Source organism: Metabacillus idriensis (assembly GCF_050483325.1).
GTDB lineage: Bacteria > Bacillota > Bacilli > Bacillales > Bacillaceae > Bacillus_P > Bacillus_P idriensis_A.
The window spans coordinates 1-15,038 of sequence record NZ_JBCMYF010000044.1 but is presented as its reverse complement, the minus strand read 5'-3'; the positions used below and the strand labels follow the sequence as shown (position 1 = coordinate 15,038).

The 15,038-nt window shown below is 45.3% G+C and carries 16 protein-coding genes and 1 riboswitch; of the genes, 14 read left to right on the top strand and 2 right to left on the bottom strand.

Annotated elements, in window-relative coordinates:
- Positions 1 to 220 precede the first annotated feature (220 nt).
- The 5 genes from ABEQ24_RS22690 (at position 221) to purB (ending at position 4,181) form a co-directional block, all read left to right on the top strand.
- Complete coding sequence (locus ABEQ24_RS22690; protein WP_133313374.1) at positions 221 to 763, top strand: DUF2179 domain-containing protein; 543 nt, start codon at positions 221 to 223, stop codon at positions 761 to 763.
- The gene (locus ABEQ24_RS22685) at positions 760 to 960 is read left to right on the top strand and encodes an NETI motif-containing protein (RefSeq protein WP_430008869.1); all 201 of its coding nucleotides are present in this window, start codon (positions 760 to 762) and stop codon (positions 958 to 960) included. Before ABEQ24_RS22690 ends, ABEQ24_RS22685 begins: the two co-directional genes overlap by 4 nt.
- An 87-nt stretch (positions 961 to 1,047) precedes the next feature.
- A riboswitch (purine riboswitch) is annotated at positions 1,048 to 1,149 on the top strand.
- A gap of 117 nt (positions 1,150 to 1,266) precedes the next feature.
- Positions 1,267 to 1,755 carry a 5-(carboxyamino)imidazole ribonucleotide mutase gene (purE, locus tag ABEQ24_RS22680; RefSeq protein ID WP_430008868.1) on the top strand — a complete coding sequence of 163 codons (489 nt, stop codon included), beginning with the start codon at positions 1,267 to 1,269 and terminating at the stop codon, positions 1,753 to 1,755.
- The gene (gene purK, locus ABEQ24_RS22675; RefSeq protein ID WP_430008871.1) at positions 1,742 to 2,872 is read left to right on the top strand and encodes a 5-(carboxyamino)imidazole ribonucleotide synthase; all 1,131 of its coding nucleotides are present in this window, start codon (positions 1,742 to 1,744) and stop codon (positions 2,870 to 2,872) included. Before purE ends, purK begins: the two co-directional genes overlap by 14 nt.
- Positions 2,873 to 2,888: 16 nt before the next feature.
- Positions 2,889 to 4,181 (top strand): adenylosuccinate lyase, encoded by a 1,293-nt coding sequence (purB, locus tag ABEQ24_RS22670; RefSeq protein WP_133313370.1) that lies wholly within the window; start codon positions 2,889 to 2,891, stop codon positions 4,179 to 4,181.
- A gap of 14 nt (positions 4,182 to 4,195) precedes the next feature.
- Here purB and ABEQ24_RS22665 read toward each other — a convergent pair whose 3' ends face one another.
- The gene (locus ABEQ24_RS22665; RefSeq protein ID WP_430008867.1) at positions 4,196 to 4,381 is read right to left on the bottom strand and encodes a hypothetical protein; all 186 of its coding nucleotides are present in this window, start codon (positions 4,379 to 4,381) and stop codon (positions 4,196 to 4,198) included.
- A gap of 275 nt (positions 4,382 to 4,656) precedes the next feature.
- On the opposite strand from ABEQ24_RS22665, the gene purC reads away from it, so the two are divergent.
- Genes purC through purD form a run of 9 tightly spaced genes read left to right on the top strand, consistent with a single transcriptional unit; the run spans position 4,657 to position 14,387 of the window.
- Positions 4,657 to 5,382 (top strand): phosphoribosylaminoimidazolesuccinocarboxamide synthase, encoded by a 726-nt coding sequence (purC, locus tag ABEQ24_RS22660; protein ID WP_430008870.1) that lies wholly within the window; start codon positions 4,657 to 4,659, stop codon positions 5,380 to 5,382.
- Complete coding sequence (purS, locus tag ABEQ24_RS22655; protein ID WP_070875309.1) at positions 5,370 to 5,624, top strand: phosphoribosylformylglycinamidine synthase subunit PurS; 255 nt, start codon at positions 5,370 to 5,372, stop codon at positions 5,622 to 5,624. Before purC ends, purS begins: the two co-directional genes overlap by 13 nt.
- On the top strand, positions 5,621 to 6,304 hold the full coding sequence (purQ, locus tag ABEQ24_RS22650) for a phosphoribosylformylglycinamidine synthase subunit PurQ (protein WP_430008866.1): 684 nt from the start codon (positions 5,621 to 5,623) through the stop codon (positions 6,302 to 6,304). Before purS ends, purQ begins: the two co-directional genes overlap by 4 nt.
- Positions 6,288 to 8,516, top strand: coding sequence for a phosphoribosylformylglycinamidine synthase subunit PurL (gene purL / locus ABEQ24_RS22645; RefSeq protein ID WP_430008865.1), 2,229 nt, complete (start codon positions 6,288 to 6,290; stop codon positions 8,514 to 8,516). The genes purQ and purL overlap by 17 nt, the downstream gene beginning before the upstream one ends.
- Entirely contained in the window at positions 8,492 to 9,919 is a 1,428-nt protein-coding gene (gene purF / locus ABEQ24_RS22640; protein WP_070875312.1) for an amidophosphoribosyltransferase, read from the top strand. The genes purL and purF overlap by 25 nt, the downstream gene beginning before the upstream one ends.
- 17 nt (positions 9,920 to 9,936) lie before the next feature.
- Positions 9,937 to 10,977: a phosphoribosylformylglycinamidine cyclo-ligase gene (purM, locus tag ABEQ24_RS22635; RefSeq protein WP_430008864.1), complete on the top strand. Its 1,041-nt coding sequence runs from the start codon at positions 9,937 to 9,939 to the stop codon at positions 10,975 to 10,977.
- A complete protein-coding gene (purN, locus tag ABEQ24_RS22630) occupies positions 10,974 to 11,555 on the top strand; it encodes a phosphoribosylglycinamide formyltransferase (RefSeq protein ID WP_430008863.1) in 582 nt (193 codons plus the stop codon). Before purM ends, purN begins: the two co-directional genes overlap by 4 nt.
- Positions 11,556 to 11,558: 3 nt before the next feature.
- Positions 11,559 to 13,097, top strand: a complete 1,539-nt coding sequence (gene purH, locus ABEQ24_RS22625) for a bifunctional phosphoribosylaminoimidazolecarboxamide formyltransferase/IMP cyclohydrolase (RefSeq protein WP_430008862.1) — start codon at positions 11,559 to 11,561, stop codon at positions 13,095 to 13,097.
- A gap of 21 nt (positions 13,098 to 13,118) precedes the next feature.
- Complete coding sequence (gene purD, locus ABEQ24_RS22620; protein ID WP_430008861.1) at positions 13,119 to 14,387, top strand: phosphoribosylamine--glycine ligase; 1,269 nt, start codon at positions 13,119 to 13,121, stop codon at positions 14,385 to 14,387.
- Here the strand turns inward: purD and ABEQ24_RS22615 are convergent.
- Positions 14,368 to 14,469 (bottom strand): EYxxD motif small membrane protein, encoded by a 102-nt coding sequence (locus ABEQ24_RS22615; RefSeq protein WP_346265498.1) that lies wholly within the window; start codon positions 14,467 to 14,469, stop codon positions 14,368 to 14,370. The genes purD and ABEQ24_RS22615 overlap by 20 nt on opposite strands.
- Positions 14,470 to 15,038 lie beyond the last annotated feature (569 nt).

Sequence of the window (15,038 nt, the reverse complement as noted above, 5' to 3'; positions counted from 1 at the left end):
AGAAATGCTGTTCTTTTTTTTGTATGGAAAAAGAGAGAATGATCAAGGAAGACTTAGGTTGGAAGTGGTAATGGCTTATTACAAATGCTGCCGGTGTTTGAAATAAATTGCCTGTAACTGGCCGAGCGTGCCATTCCCCCATTGTGTCTTTCCGGAAACTTTAGTAAGATATGACCTGTTACCTTCATTAGAAGGCAGAACAAGGTTAGGAGGAAGTCGATTGCTTTCAAATAGTGTAACGATGGTGTTAATCATCTTGCTCATCAATATTGTTTATGTATCATTTTTTACGATACGCATGATTTTGACGTTAAAGGGTCAGCGGTATTTAGCGGCTTTTATCAGTACAATTGAGGTTGTTATTTATGTCATTGGCCTTGGGCTGGTGCTCGATAATTTAAATGAGATTCAGAACTTGATTGCTTATGCCGTTGGTTATGGCATTGGTGTTGTTGTAGGGATGAAGATTGAAGAGAAGCTCGCTCTCGGGTATATTACAGTTAATGTGATTTCAACAGAGAGTGAGAAGGACTTGCCGGCGATTTTAAGAGACCGCGGATATGGTGTGACAGACTGGATGGCGAACGGGCGCGAGGGCGATCGTTTAGCGATGCAGATTTTGACGCCGCGCAGATATGAGCTGAATTTATATGCTGCGATTAAGGAGCTTGATCCGAAGGCGTTTATTATTGCTTTTGAACCAAAAACCATACATGGAGGTTTCTGGGTGAAGGCTGTAAGAAGGAGCAAGATTGAGGTATGACGGATAAACCTAAAAAGCGAAAGTTCGAAGTGCATGAGGGCGAGACGATTGACAGCTGTCTTTCCCGCATGCAAAAAGAAGGGTACATGCCTGTAAGAAGAATGGAAGAGCCCATCTTTAAAGAAGAGAAGATAAATGGTGCTATTGAAGTGGTACCTTATGGTAAAAAGATTATTTTCGAAGGGAAATTGATCTAAATACGAACATTTTTGTCTCGGCAAACATTATTGTTCGATTTTGCGTTGACAACTTCTCAAGTGTGCTGTTATGATAAACATGGAAATAAAAACGAATGTATTTTACCTCATATAAAGTCGGGAATATGGCCCGAAAGTTTCTACCCGATAACCGTAAATTATTGGACTATGAGGGAAAGTGATTTTCAGCCTGTCATGGAACGGCTTTCTTTAAAAATGTTCTGATGCCCGGTTTGTGTTGCTTTCTCTTATAGAGAAGCGATGCATGCTGGGCTTTTTTTATGGATAAAAAAGGTGGGATATAGAATGGAAGCAGCGGTTGGAATTATTATGGGAAGCACGTCTGACTGGGAAACAATGAAGCACGCGTGTGAGATTTTAGATGAGCTGCAGGTGCCTTACGAGAAAAAAGTCGTTTCGGCGCATCGTACACCTGATTATATGTTTGAATACGCAGAAGATGCTAGAAATAGAGGGTTAAAGGTTATTGTTGCAGGTGCAGGCGGTGCAGCACATTTGCCTGGCATGGTAGCAGCGAAAACAACGCTTCCTGTTATCGGAGTGCCTGTTCAGTCAAAAGCGCTGAATGGCATGGACTCCCTGCTGTCAATTGTTCAAATGCCCGGAGGTGTTCCGGTTGCAACGGTTGCGATTGGAAAAGCAGGAGCGGTAAACGCGGGGCTGCTTGCTGCACAAATCTTATCGATTACAAATAGTGAGATTGCAGAAGCTCTGGAAACAAGACGTGAGCGAACGAAAAACAACGTGCTGGAAAGCAGTGATGAGCTTGTCTAACAAAACGATTTTGCCGGGTTCTACAATTGGAATAATCGGCGGCGGACAGCTTGGCAGAATGATGACGGTGGCTGCCAAAAGCATGGGGTATGATGTGGCTGTTTTAGATCCGACCCCGAACTCGCCGTGCGGACAGCTTGCAGACTATGAAATTACTGCTTCATACAATGATTTGTCAGCAATAAAGAAGCTTGCTGAACTTAGTGATGTAATAACTTACGAGTTTGAAAACATAGATTACGAGGCGTTAAAGTGGATTGAAGAGAATGCGCATCTGCCTCAAGGTTCTGTCCTTCTTGCTTTAACTCAAGATCGCGAGACAGAGAAAAAGGCGATTACAGACGCTGGCTGCAAGGTTGCAGACTACAGGATTGTCAAAACGGCAGAAAAACTTTCCGCTGCAGTGCAAGAACTTCAGTACCCATGTGTTTTGAAAACATGCAGAGGTGGCTACGATGGTAAAGGGCAGGCGGTAATAAAGCAGGAAAGCGATATACCTGTAGCTGCGGAACTTTTGAACAGCGGTACATGTATCTTGGAAAAGTGGGTGTCTTTTGAAAAAGAGATCTCCGTGATTGTTGCCAGAAACTCTGAGGGAGAGGTCAGCTCCTTTCCAATTGCAGAAAATATCCATGTCAACAATATCCTTCATCAAAGCATCGTGCCTGCAAGAATCCAGGAAGAGGTTGCCGAAGAAGCAAAAAAACAGGCTGACCTGCTTGCAAAAGCTTTTAGTCTGGTCGGGACGCTTGCCGTTGAGATGTTTGTGACAGAAAACGGTGAAGTATTTATAAACGAGCTTGCTCCAAGGCCGCACAATTCCGGTCATTACACGATTGATCTTTGTGAGACAGACCAATTTGAGCAGCACATCAAAGCGGTATGCAATTTGCCGCTCGGAAAGCCTGAGCTGCTGCATTCTGGACTGATGGTCAACGTTTTAGGCGAACATATGTCGATTGTTTTAAATAATCTTTCGTTATTCCGCGAAGGTAAGATATACTTGTACGGTAAAAAAGAGGCAAAGCACAGACGAAAAATGGGGCATGTCACTTTTTTAACAGAGGCAATTGATCAGACAGAAACAAAGATCAATAAACTATGGGCTCAACAATAGAACGGAGGATTTATCAATGATTGAACGCTACACAAGACCTGAAATGGGTGCAATTTGGACGGAGGAAAACCGTTTTAAAGCTTGGCTTGAGGTTGAAATTCTTGCATGTGAAGCATGGGCTGAGCTTGGGCACATCCCAAAGGAAGATGTAAAGCTGCTTCGTCAAAACGCTTCATTTGATATTAACCGCATCAAAGAAATTGAAGAAGAAACACGCCACGACGTGGTTGCTTTTACACGAGCCGTTTCTGAAACGCTTGGAGACGAAAGAAAATGGGTGCATTACGGCTTAACTTCTACAGATGTAGTGGATACAGCTCTTTCTTATCTTTTAAAACAGGCTAACGATATTCTCTTAAAAGACATTGAAAACTTTGTTGAGATCTTAAAAAATAAAGCGATTGAACACAAATACACAGTTATGATGGGCCGTACACATGGTGTACACGCTGAGCCGACGACGTTTGGGCTTAAGCTTGGCCTGTGGTATGAGGAAATGAAACGCAACTTAGAGCGCTTCAAGCGTTCAGCAGAAGGCATTGAATTCGGAAAGATGTCTGGCGCAGTTGGTACATATGCAAACATCGATCCATTTGTTGAAGCATATGTGTGTGAAAAATTAGGTTTGCAGGCAGCTCCAATCTCCACTCAGACATTGCAGCGCGACCGTCACGCAGATTATATGAGCACACTTGCATTAATCGCAACTTCGATTGAGAAATTCGCAACAGAAGTTCGCGGTCTTCAAAAAAGTGAAACACGCGAGGTTGAGGAATTCTTTGCAAAAGGCCAAAAAGGATCTTCAGCAATGCCTCACAAACGCAACCCAATCGGTTCTGAAAATATGACAGGTCTTGCAAGAGTCATCCGTGGATATATGATGACTGCTTACGAAAATGTGCCTCTATGGCATGAGCGCGACATCTCACACTCATCTGCAGAGCGAATCATTCTGCCGGATGCAACCATTGCATTGAACTACATGCTGAACCGCTTCGGTAACATCGTGAAGAACTTGACTGTTTTCCCTGAAAACATGAAGCGCAACATGGACCGCACTCTTGGCCTTATCTACTCACAGCGTGTTCTTCTTGCCTTGATTGATTCAGGTATGACACGCGAGCAGGCTTACGATATCGTGCAGCCAAAAGCGATGGAAGCATGGGAAAAACAAGTGCCATTCCGGAGCCTGGTAGAAGCGGATGGAACGATCACAGACCGTCTATCAAGTGAACTGATAGATGACTGCTTTGATTACAACTACCACTTAAAAGGTGTAGATACGATTTTTGAACGTTTAGGTCTATAAGCTGAATCAAAAAACTAAGAGGTAAATATTTTATTTGCCTCTTTTTTTAAAGAAGCACTGCGTTGTCCGGCTGCATCGCCCAGCTCCTCGGCCAGAACGGATTCGTCAGTAAAGGCAAAAAGCGCCTTTCCTGCCAAATCCTTATCTGTCATGCCTGAGCTAACCGGGCGATTCCGCACTTCGATGGTGTCCGGCTGCATCGTCCAGCTCCTCGGCCAGAACGGCTCCGCCAGCAAAGGCAAAAAGCGCCTTCACTGTCGGATCCTTATCTGCCATGCCTGAGCTAACCGGGCGATTCCGCACTTCGATGGTGTCCGGCTGCATCGCCCAACTCCTCGGCCAGAACGGCTCCGCCAGCAAAGGCAAAAAGCGCCTTCACTGTCGGATCCTTATCTGCCATGCCTGAGCTAAACGGGCGATTCCGCACTTCGATATTTCCCAATATTCTGTCGTTACTAGGAGGATTTTCATGACTATTCAAAAGTTGAACCTGCTATATGAAGGCAAGGCGAAGCAAATTTACCGCACAAATGAAGATGCTGTTTTACTAGTTTCATATAAAAACTCTGCAACAGCCTTCAATGGTGAGAAGAAAGCTGAAATTGAAGGAAAAGGCCGTTTGAATAATGAAATTTCGACGCTGCTGTTTGAAAAGCTTGCTGAGAACGGCATTGAAAGTCATTTTATCAAAAGGCTTTCCCAAACGGAGCAGCTTGTTAAAGAGGTTTCGATTGTGCCGCTTGAGGTCGTAGTCCGCAACATCATGGCAGGAAGCCTCTCAAAGCGACTTGGAATAGAGGAAGGAACACCGCTTAAAACGCCAATTGTAGAATTCTATTATAAAAATGATGATCTTGGTGACCCTCTTATCACGGAAGATCACATTGAACTCCTTGAAGCTGCAACGAAAGACCAAGTGCAGGAGCTGAAGGAAGCGGCATTAAAAGTGAATCAGGTTTTGATCAGCCATTTCAAAGACTGCGGCATCCGCCTGGTGGACTTCAAATTAGAATTTGGTTTAACAAAGGATGGCACGCTGCTTTTAGCAGATGAGATTTCGCCTGATACGTGCCGGTTATGGGACGAAAAAACGAATGAAAAGTTTGATAAAGATGTTTTCCGCCGTGATATCGGCAGCTTAACAGATGCATACTCAGAAATTTTAAATCGTTTAGGAGGAGAAACAGCATGTACAAAGTAAAGGTATTCGTTACACTTAGAGAAAGCGTTCTTGATCCACAGGGAAGCGCGGTACAGCACGCATTGCACAGCATGAACTACAAAGAGGTTAACGATGTCCGCATCGGAAAGTACATGGAGCTTACGATTGAAAAGACTGAGCGTGACCTGGACGCAACGGTTCGTGAAATGTGCGAAAAGCTGCTTGCAAATACAGTCATTGAAGACTACCGCTATGAGGTGGAGGAGGTTGTCGCACAGTGAAATTCGCCGTCATCGTTTTTCCGGGATCAAACTGTGATATCGATATGTTCCACGCTGTCAAAGATGAGCTTGGAGAAGAAGCAGAGTACGTTTGGCATGATGAAACAGATTTAAGTCGTTTTGACGGCATTCTCCTTCCTGGGGGATTCTCATACGGAGATTACCTTCGTTCCGGTGCGATTGCACGTTTTGCAAATGTCATGAAGGAAGTTGTGAGAGCTGCTGAAGCGGGTAAGCCGGTTCTTGGCGTCTGCAACGGATTTCAGATTTTGCTTGAAGCAGGTCTATTGCCTGGTGCGATGAAGCGCAATGAAAACTTGAAATTCATGTGCCGTCAGGCAAAGCTTATCGTTCAAAATGAAAAAACAATGTTTACCTCTTCCTATGAAAAAGAACAGGCCATTTCTGTTCCAATCGCACATGGTGAAGGAAACTACTATTGTGATGAGCTGACATTAGAAAGATTGAGAGAAAACAATCAAATTGTCTTCACATATGAAAACAATCCAAATGGAAGTCTGGAAGATATCGCGGGAATCGTCAATGAGCGCGGAAATGTCCTTGGAATGATGCCGCATCCGGAGCGTGCAGTTGATGAACTTCTTGGAAGTGCGGACGGACTGAACCTATTTAAATCGATCGTGAAAAACTGGAGGGAATCTCATGTCACTACTGCTTGAACCAACACAGCAAATGATTAAAGAAGAGAAAATCTACCGTCAAATGGGCGTTAGTGATGATGAGTTTTCAATGATTGAAAAGATTATGGGACGACTGCCGAATTATACAGAGCTCGGTATTTTCTCTGTCATGTGGTCAGAGCACTGCAGCTATAAAAACTCCAAGCCCGTTTTAAAGAAGTTCCCGACAACAGGCGAGCATGTTCTTCAAGGACCTGGCGAAGGTGCTGGTATCGTTGATATTGGAGACGAGCAGGCAGTTGTGTTTAAAATCGAAAGCCATAATCACCCTTCTGCGATTGAACCTTATCAAGGGGCCGCAACAGGCGTAGGCGGAATCATCCGTGATGTCTTTTCAATGGGTGCTCGTCCTATTGCTCTATTAAACTCTCTGCGCTTCGGGGAATTAACATCTCCCCGCGTTCGTTATTTGTTTGAAGAAGTCGTTGCTGGTATTGCAGGCTACGGAAACTGCATCGGTATTCCTACAGTCGGAGGAGAAATTCAGTTTGATCCTTCTTATGATGGCAATCCGCTTGTAAATGCGATGTGTGTCGGCTTAATCAACCATGAAGATATTAAAAAAGGTGTAGCAAAAGGAATCGGCAATACCGTGATGTATGTGGGCGCTAAAACAGGCCGTGACGGTATTCACGGTGCTACATTTGCATCAGAAGAACTGACAGATGCATCAGATGAAAAACGCCCTGCTGTCCAAGTAGGCGATCCGTTTATGGAAAAGCTTTTGCTTGAAGCTTGTCTAGAGGTTATAAAATGCGATGCTCTTGTTGGCATTCAAGACATGGGAGCAGCGGGACTTACAAGCTCGACTGCTGAAATGGCGAGCAAAGCAGGTTCAGGCATCGAGATGAATTTAGATTTAGTACCTCAGCGTGAAGCAGGAATGACACCTTATGAAATGATGCTCTCAGAATCACAGGAGCGGATGGTATTAGTCGTTGAACGGGGCCGTGAAAAAGAAATCACCGACATTTTTGACAAATATGAGCTTGAAGCAAAAGCAATCGGAGTTGTAACAGATGATAAAATGCTCCGCCTTCTCCATAAAGGCGAAGTTGTTGTAGAGATTCCGGTTGATGCATTGGCAGAAGAAGCACCTGTCTATCACAAACCATCTGCTGAGCCGGCTTATTACAAAGAGTTTCAGGAAATGGAAGCAAGCACGCCTGAAGTGGGCGACTTGAAAGAAACACTTGTAAACCTCTTAAAACAGCCGACAATTGCGAGCAAAGAATGGGTTTATGATCAATATGACTACATGGTCCGCACAAATACGGTTGTAGCACCTGGATCTGATGCAGCGGTTCTCCGTATTCGCGATACAAATAAAGCACTTGCGATGACAACAGACTGCAACTCAAGATATCTTTACCTCGATCCTGAGGTTGGCGGAATGATTGCCGTTGCTGAGGCAGCACGCAATATCGTCTGCTCAGGCGGAAGGCCTCTTGCAGTGACAGACTGTCTGAACTTTGGGAATCCTGAAAAGCCAGAGATTTTCTGGCAAATTGAAAAAGCAGCTGATGGCATGAGTGAAGCATGCCGCGTGCTGAATTCACCTGTAATTGGCGGAAACGTATCACTTTATAATGAAACAAACGGAACAGCTGTTTACCCGACACCTGTTATCGGGATGGTTGGACTCATTGAAGATACAAAATACATTACAACACAATCCTACAAAGCAGCAGGCGACCTGATCTATTTGATTGGAGAGACGAAAGCTGAATTTGGCGGAAGTGAGCTGCAAAAAATGATTCACGGCAAGATCTTCGGCAAAGCACCTGAAATGGACCTTGGAGTTGAAGCAGAGCGTCAGGCTCAATTATCTGCAGCCATTCGCGCAGGATTAGTAGCTTCTGCCCATGACGTAGCAGAAGGCGGCTTGGCAGTAGCAGCTGCAGAAAGTACATTCGGCACGAACGGACTTGGCGCAAGCATCACAGTAAATGGCGAAGCAGTTGCGGCGCTGTTCAGTGAATCACAGTCACGTTTTATCGTGACAGTTAAGCCAGAACACCAGACAGCTTTTGAAGAAATGACAGATGCTGCATTAATCGGAAGTGTCACAGAAGATGCAGCCTTCACTGTGAAGAATGAAACAGGCGAAATCTTAATTCAATCTATGGTAAGTGCGCTTGAAACAGCTTGGAGAGGGGCGATTCCATGCTTGCTGAAATCAGAGGATTAAACGAAGAGTGCGGAGTGTTCGGAATTTGGGGGCACTCTGAGGCACCGCAAGTCACATATTACGGCTTGCATAGTCTTCAGCACCGAGGTCAAGAAGGTGCAGGGATTGTTTCAACGGACGGGAAGAAGCTGACTTGTGTAAAAGGGCAGGGTCTGATCACAGAAGTATTCAGCGGCGGCCGTCTGAATGATATTAAAGGAAAAGGAGCCATCGGCCACGTTCGCTATGCGACGGCTGGGGGAGGCGGTTTTGAAAATGTTCAGCCGCTTCTTTTCCGTTCTGAAAGCGGGGGCCTTGCCCTTGCCCATAACGGGAACTTAGTGAATGCAAACGGGCTGAAGCATCAGCTTGAAAATCAGGGAAGTATTTTTCAATCAACATCAGACACAGAAGTGCTTGCTCACTTAATTAAGAGAAGCGGATACTTCTCAATGAAGGATAAAATTAAAAATGCCCTGACGATGATCAAAGGAGCGTATGCTTTCTTAATCATGACGGAAACGGAAATGATGGTTGCGCTGGATCCGAACGGTCTTCGCCCATTATCAATCGGCATGCTTGGCGACTCTTATGTTGTCGCATCTGAAACGTGTGCTTTTGATATTATCGGTGCTGAGTATCTTCGTGAGGTTGAACCTGGAGAGCTGTTAATCATTAATGATGACGGCTTGCATTCAGAGCGCTTCTCCATGAACGTCAACCGCGCGATCTGCAGCATGGAGTACATTTATTTTTCAAGACCTGACAGCAACATCGACGGCATTAATGTTCATACAGCACGCAAAAACCTTGGGAAACGCATGGCAGTTGAAGCTCCGTTTGAAGCAGATGTTGTCACAGGGGTGCCCGATTCAAGTATTTCAGCAGCGATTGGCTATGCAGAAGCATCCGGTATTCCGTATGAACTTGGATTGATCAAAAATCGTTATGTCGGCAGAACGTTTATCCAGCCTTCACAGTCATTGAGAGAACAGGGCGTGAAAATGAAGCTGTCTGCCGTACGGGGCGTTGTTGAAGGCAAGCGGGTTGTCATGGTGGATGATTCGATCGTGCGCGGAACAACAAGCCGCAGAATCGTCAACATGCTTAGAGAAGCGGGAGCAACGGAAGTGCATGTCTGCATTACTTCACCGCCTATCAGCAATCCATGCTTCTACGGAATTGATACATCATCAACTGAAGAATTGATTGCAGCGAGCCACTCAGTGGAAGAGATCCGCGAAATCATTGGGGCCGACACGCTGACTTTCCTAAGTGTAGAAGGGCTGCTTGAAGGAATCGGACGCCCTTATGAAGGAGAACGCCGCGGTCAATGTTTAGCTTGTTTTACAGGGAAATATCCGACTGAAATTTATCCAGATACAGAATTGCCTCATGAAAAGGAAGAAGTAATGACGAAATAAGAGCGGGGGAATGTGTGATGTCAAACGCATACAAGCAGGCAGGCGTTGATATAGAAGCTGGCTATGAAGCCGTTTCACGAATGAAAAAGCATGTAGCTAAAACAATGAGAAAAGGCGTTATGGGAAGCCTCGGCGGATTTGGCGGCATGTTCGATCTTTCAGAGCTGAATTACAAACAGCCGGTTCTCGTATCGGGCACAGATGGTGTAGGCACAAAGCTAAAGCTTGCATTCCTTATGGATCAGCATGATACGATTGGTGTAGATGCAGTCGCGATGTGTGTGAATGATATTCTTGCACAGGGCGCAGAGCCATTGTTCTTCCTTGATTATTTGGCGCTTGGAAAAGCAGAGCCTGTCAAAATCGAGCAGATCGTCAAAGGAGTAGCAGACGGCTGCGAGCAGTCAGGCTGTGCTTTAGTTGGCGGAGAAACAGCTGAAATGCCTGGTCTATATGACGGGGACGAATATGATATTGCAGGCTTTGCGGTTGGCGCTGTTGAAAAAGAAGAGATTGTGACAGGCGAGAATATCCGTGCAGGTCACGTCTTAATCGGTCTTTCCTCAAGCGGACTGCACAGCAACGGTTTCTCATTGGTACGCAAAATTTTGCTTGAAGATCACGGTCTTTCATTAAAAGAGCAAGTTGCACCGCTTCAGCACTCGCTTGGAGAGGAATTGCTGCGTCCGACCAAGATTTATGTGAAGCCGGTATTAGAAGTTTTGAAGAAGTATAAGGTAGATGGCATGGCCCACATTACGGGCGGCGGATTTATTGAAAACATTCCGAGAATGCTGCCTGAAGGTTTAGGGGCAGAAATCGATTACGGCTCATGGCCGATTCCTCCTGTCTTTGATTTGCTTCAGGAAAAAGGGGCGCTCAGCCAGGAAGAAATGTTTAACATCTTTAATATGGGCGTCGGTTTTGTTTTAGCGGTTGAATACAAGCAGATGCACAATGTCATCAATGAAATCGAAAAGCATGGCGAGAAGGCATATATCATCGGACGTGTGAAGGAAGGCCAGGGCGTCACATTTGGCGGAGGCTCTCTCTCATGATGAAGATCGCAGTATTTGCTTCTGGAACGGGCTCGAATTTTCAGGCTATTCTAGACGAAGTGAAGAGCGGAGGACTGGCAGCGGAAATTGCGCTTCTTGTATGCGACAGACCAGGAGCAAAAGTAGTTGAACGAGCTGAGAAAGCAAACATTCCTGTCTTCGAGTTTTCACCGAAGGAATTTAAAAGCAAGGAAGCATTTGAAGCCATTATTCTGAATCAATTGAAGCAATACAACGTTTCTTATGTTGTGCTTGCTGGTTATATGAGACTTATCGGAGAAACGCTGCTTACTGCTTATCCAAAGAATATCATCAATCTGCATCCATCTTTATTGCCGTCTTTTCCAGGCAAGGATGCCATCGGCCAGGCTTTTCATGCAGGAGTGAAAGTAACAGGTATTACGATTCACTTTGTAGATGCAGGCATGGATACGGGGCCGATTATTGCTCAGAAAGCACTCGAAATAGAAGAATCCGAAACGCTTGAGTCCTTATCTGCTAAGATTCATGAGCTCGAACACTCATATTATCCGCACGTACTAAATACCCTTTTCCAAAAAAGAGAGCTAGAGGTGTAAAGAATGACAATCAAACGCGCACTTGTCAGTGTTTCAAATAAAGAAGGCATCATTCCTTTTGTTACAAAGCTTGTGGAGCAGGGAATTGAAGTCATTTCAACAGGCGGAACGAGCAGCCTGCTTCAGAAAAATGGCGTCAAAGTAACAGGAATCTCAGAAGTAACGGGATTCCCTGAAATCATGGACGGCAGGGTGAAAACTTTGCATCCGAACATTCACGGCGGTCTGCTTGCTGTCCGCAGCAACTCTGATCACATGAAGCAGCTTGAAGAAAACAGCATTTTGCCGATTGATCTAGTAGTCGTGAATCTTTATCCATTTAAAGAAACCATTTCAAAGCAGGACGTCACATTTGATGATGCAATCGAAAATATCGATATCGGCGGACCGACTATGCTTCGTTCAGCAGCAAAAAATCATCAGGATGTTGCCGTAGTTGTAGATCCTGCCGACTATGATGAAGTGCTTGAGCAAATCAAGAGCGAGAAGGAAGTTACCCTTGCAACAAAGCAAAAGCTTGCTGCAAAAGTCTTCCGTCATACCGCTTCTTATGACGCGCTCATCGCAGAATATTTAACGAATGCTGTTGGAGAGGAAAACCCTGAGACAGTAACTTATACATTTGAAAAAAAACAATCTCTGCGCTATGGTGAAAATCCTCACCAGACTGCTACTTTTTATAAAAAGCCTTTGGCAAGCAATGTTTCAATTGCTGAAGCTGTACAGGTGCACGGCAAAGAGCTTTCATACAACAACATTAAAGATGCAGATGCCGCTCTTCAAATCGTAAGGGAATTCAAGCAGCCGGCAGCGGTTGCTGTAAAACATATGAATCCATGCGGCGTCGGAACAGGCGAAACGATTTTCGAAGCGTTTTCGCGTGCTTATGAAGCTGATCCGACTTCGATTTTCGGAGGAATCATCGCTTTAAATCATGAAGTGGATAAAGAAACTGCACATAAATTACATGAAATCTTCCTTGAGATTGTCATTGCTCCTTCTTTTAATGAAGAAGCTTTAGCTATTTTAACGTCTAAGAAAAACTTAAGACTTCTTACTTTAGATGTGTTGGGTGCAGAAAAACAGGATCATCAAATCACTTCGATTCATGGTGGTCTGCTTGTACAGGATGAAGACACGCTTTCTTTTGATGATGCGAAAATAACGGTTCCTACAAAGCGCGAACCAACTGAACAGGAATGGGAAGACTTAAAGCTTGCATGGAAAGTCGTGAAACACGTGAAATCAAACGCAATCGTGCTCACGAAAAATCAGATGACAGTCGGAGTTGGAGCGGGACAGATGAACCGTGTCGGTGCGGCTAAGATTGCGATTGAACAGGCAGGCGCACTTGCTGAAGGAAGCGCAATGGGATCTGATGCATTCTTCCCGATGAATGATACAGTTGAAGCAGCTGCAAAAGCGGGCGTAACAGCCATTATTCAGCCTGGCGGTTCGATTAAGGATGAAGATTCAATCCAAAAAGCAGATGAATACGGCATTACGATGGTATTTACAGGAGTAAGACACTTTAAACATTAATCAAGTGAGGTGCTGGTAACGATGAACATTCTGATCATTGGCCGCGGAGGCCGTGAACATGCAATCGCCTGGAAGGCATCACAGAGTAAGCTTGCCCGGAAAGTGTTTGTTGCTCCAGGGAACGATGGAATGAGCAGCGTTGCCGAGCTAATAGCAATCGATGAGCAAAATACAGAGGAGCTCGTTGCTTTTGCAAAAGAAAACGAGGTTGGGCTTACAATCGTAGGTCCTGAGGTTCCTCTCCTGAATGGCGTAGTCAATGCGTTTCAAGAAGCGGGACTGAAGGTTTTCGGTCCAACAAAGGAAGCTGCCCTGATTGAAGGCAGCAAGAAGTTCGCCAAGGAATTAATGATGAAAAATAACATTCCGACTGGAGCGTATCAATCGTTTACTTCTTTTGAAGAAGCGAAGCAATACGTCCTTGAACAAGGAGCGCCTATCGTTATCAAAGCAGATGGGCTTGCTGCCGGAAAAGGGGTAACCGTCGCGATGACAGTAGAGGAAGCAATTGACTGTCTGCGAGATTTTCTTGAGGATGCTAAATTCGGCGAGGCAAGCAGCTCCGTTGTCATCGAAGAATTTTTAGATGGCGAGGAATTTTCATTGATGGCTTTTGTCCATGGTGAGGCAGTTTATCCAATGGTAATTGCTCAGGATCATAAACGTGCATACGATCATGATGAAGGACCGAATACAGGCGGAATGGGTGCTTACTCTCCGGTACCGCAAATTTCAGAAGCTGTTGTGCAGGAAGCTGTTGAAACAGTGTTAAAGCCGGCATCTTCCGGTATGATTGCGAATGGCACTCCATTTACAGGGATCTTATATGCAGGATTGATCTTAACGAAGCAAGGTCCAAAGGTCATTGAATTTAACGCGCGCTTTGGCGATCCGGAAACACAGGTTGTGCTGCCGCGCTTAGAATCAGACTTGATTGAAATTCTGCTTGCTATTTTAGATGGAAAAGAAGCAGATCTCAAATGGCGAAAAGAAGCGGTAATGGGAGTTGTTCTTGCTTCAAACGGCTATCCGAATGAATACAAAAAAGGCGAAGCAATCGGAACGCTTCGTTCAAGTTTTGAACAAGGTGCGCTTTTCCATGCGGGGACAAAGAAAAACGGGCATGAATTTGTTGCAGACGGCGGACGTGTTCTGGCTGTGATTGCCTATGGCAGTGATTTACTTGAAGCACAGACTCAAGTATATGAGTATGTATCTGAAGTTGCATGTCCTGCCTTGTTCTACCGCAAGGACATCGGCGCGAAGGCAACTAAACACGTTTTTTCTTAACATAGACAAACATTAAGGCAACAATACTGCCGATAAGCAAAGCAAGCACGAATGTCATATCGGTTAAATACTCCATGATCATGATGTTCACCTCTTAGCAGACTCTCCTGATGGCAGGAGAGTCTTATTTTTTATTGCAGTTGGGTAGTGTGACCAGGCCTTGAGCTAAACGGGCGATTCCGCACTTCTGTGTTGTCCGGCTCCATCGCCCAGCTCCTCGGCCAGAACGGCTTCGCCAGTAAAGGCAAAAAGCGCCTTTTCTGTCGAAGCCTTATCTGTCTGTCGGAGCTAACCGGGCGATTCCGCACTTCTGTGTTGTCCGGCTCCATCGCCCAGCTCCTCGGCCAGAACGGATCAGCAAGCATTGGCAAAAAGCGCCTTTACTGGCTGATCCTTATCTGCAATGCCTGAGCTAAACGGGCGATTCCGCACTTCTGTGTTGTCCCGCTCCATCGCCCAGCTCCTCGGGCAGAACGGCTTCGCCAGTAAAGGCAAAAAGCGCCTTTTCTGTCGAAGCCTTATCTGTCATGCCTGAGCTAAACGGGCGATTCCGCACTTCTGTATTGTCCGGCTCCATCGCCCAACTCCTCGGCCAGAACGGATCAGCCAGCAAAGGCAAAAAGCGCCTTTACTGGCTGATCCTTATCTGTC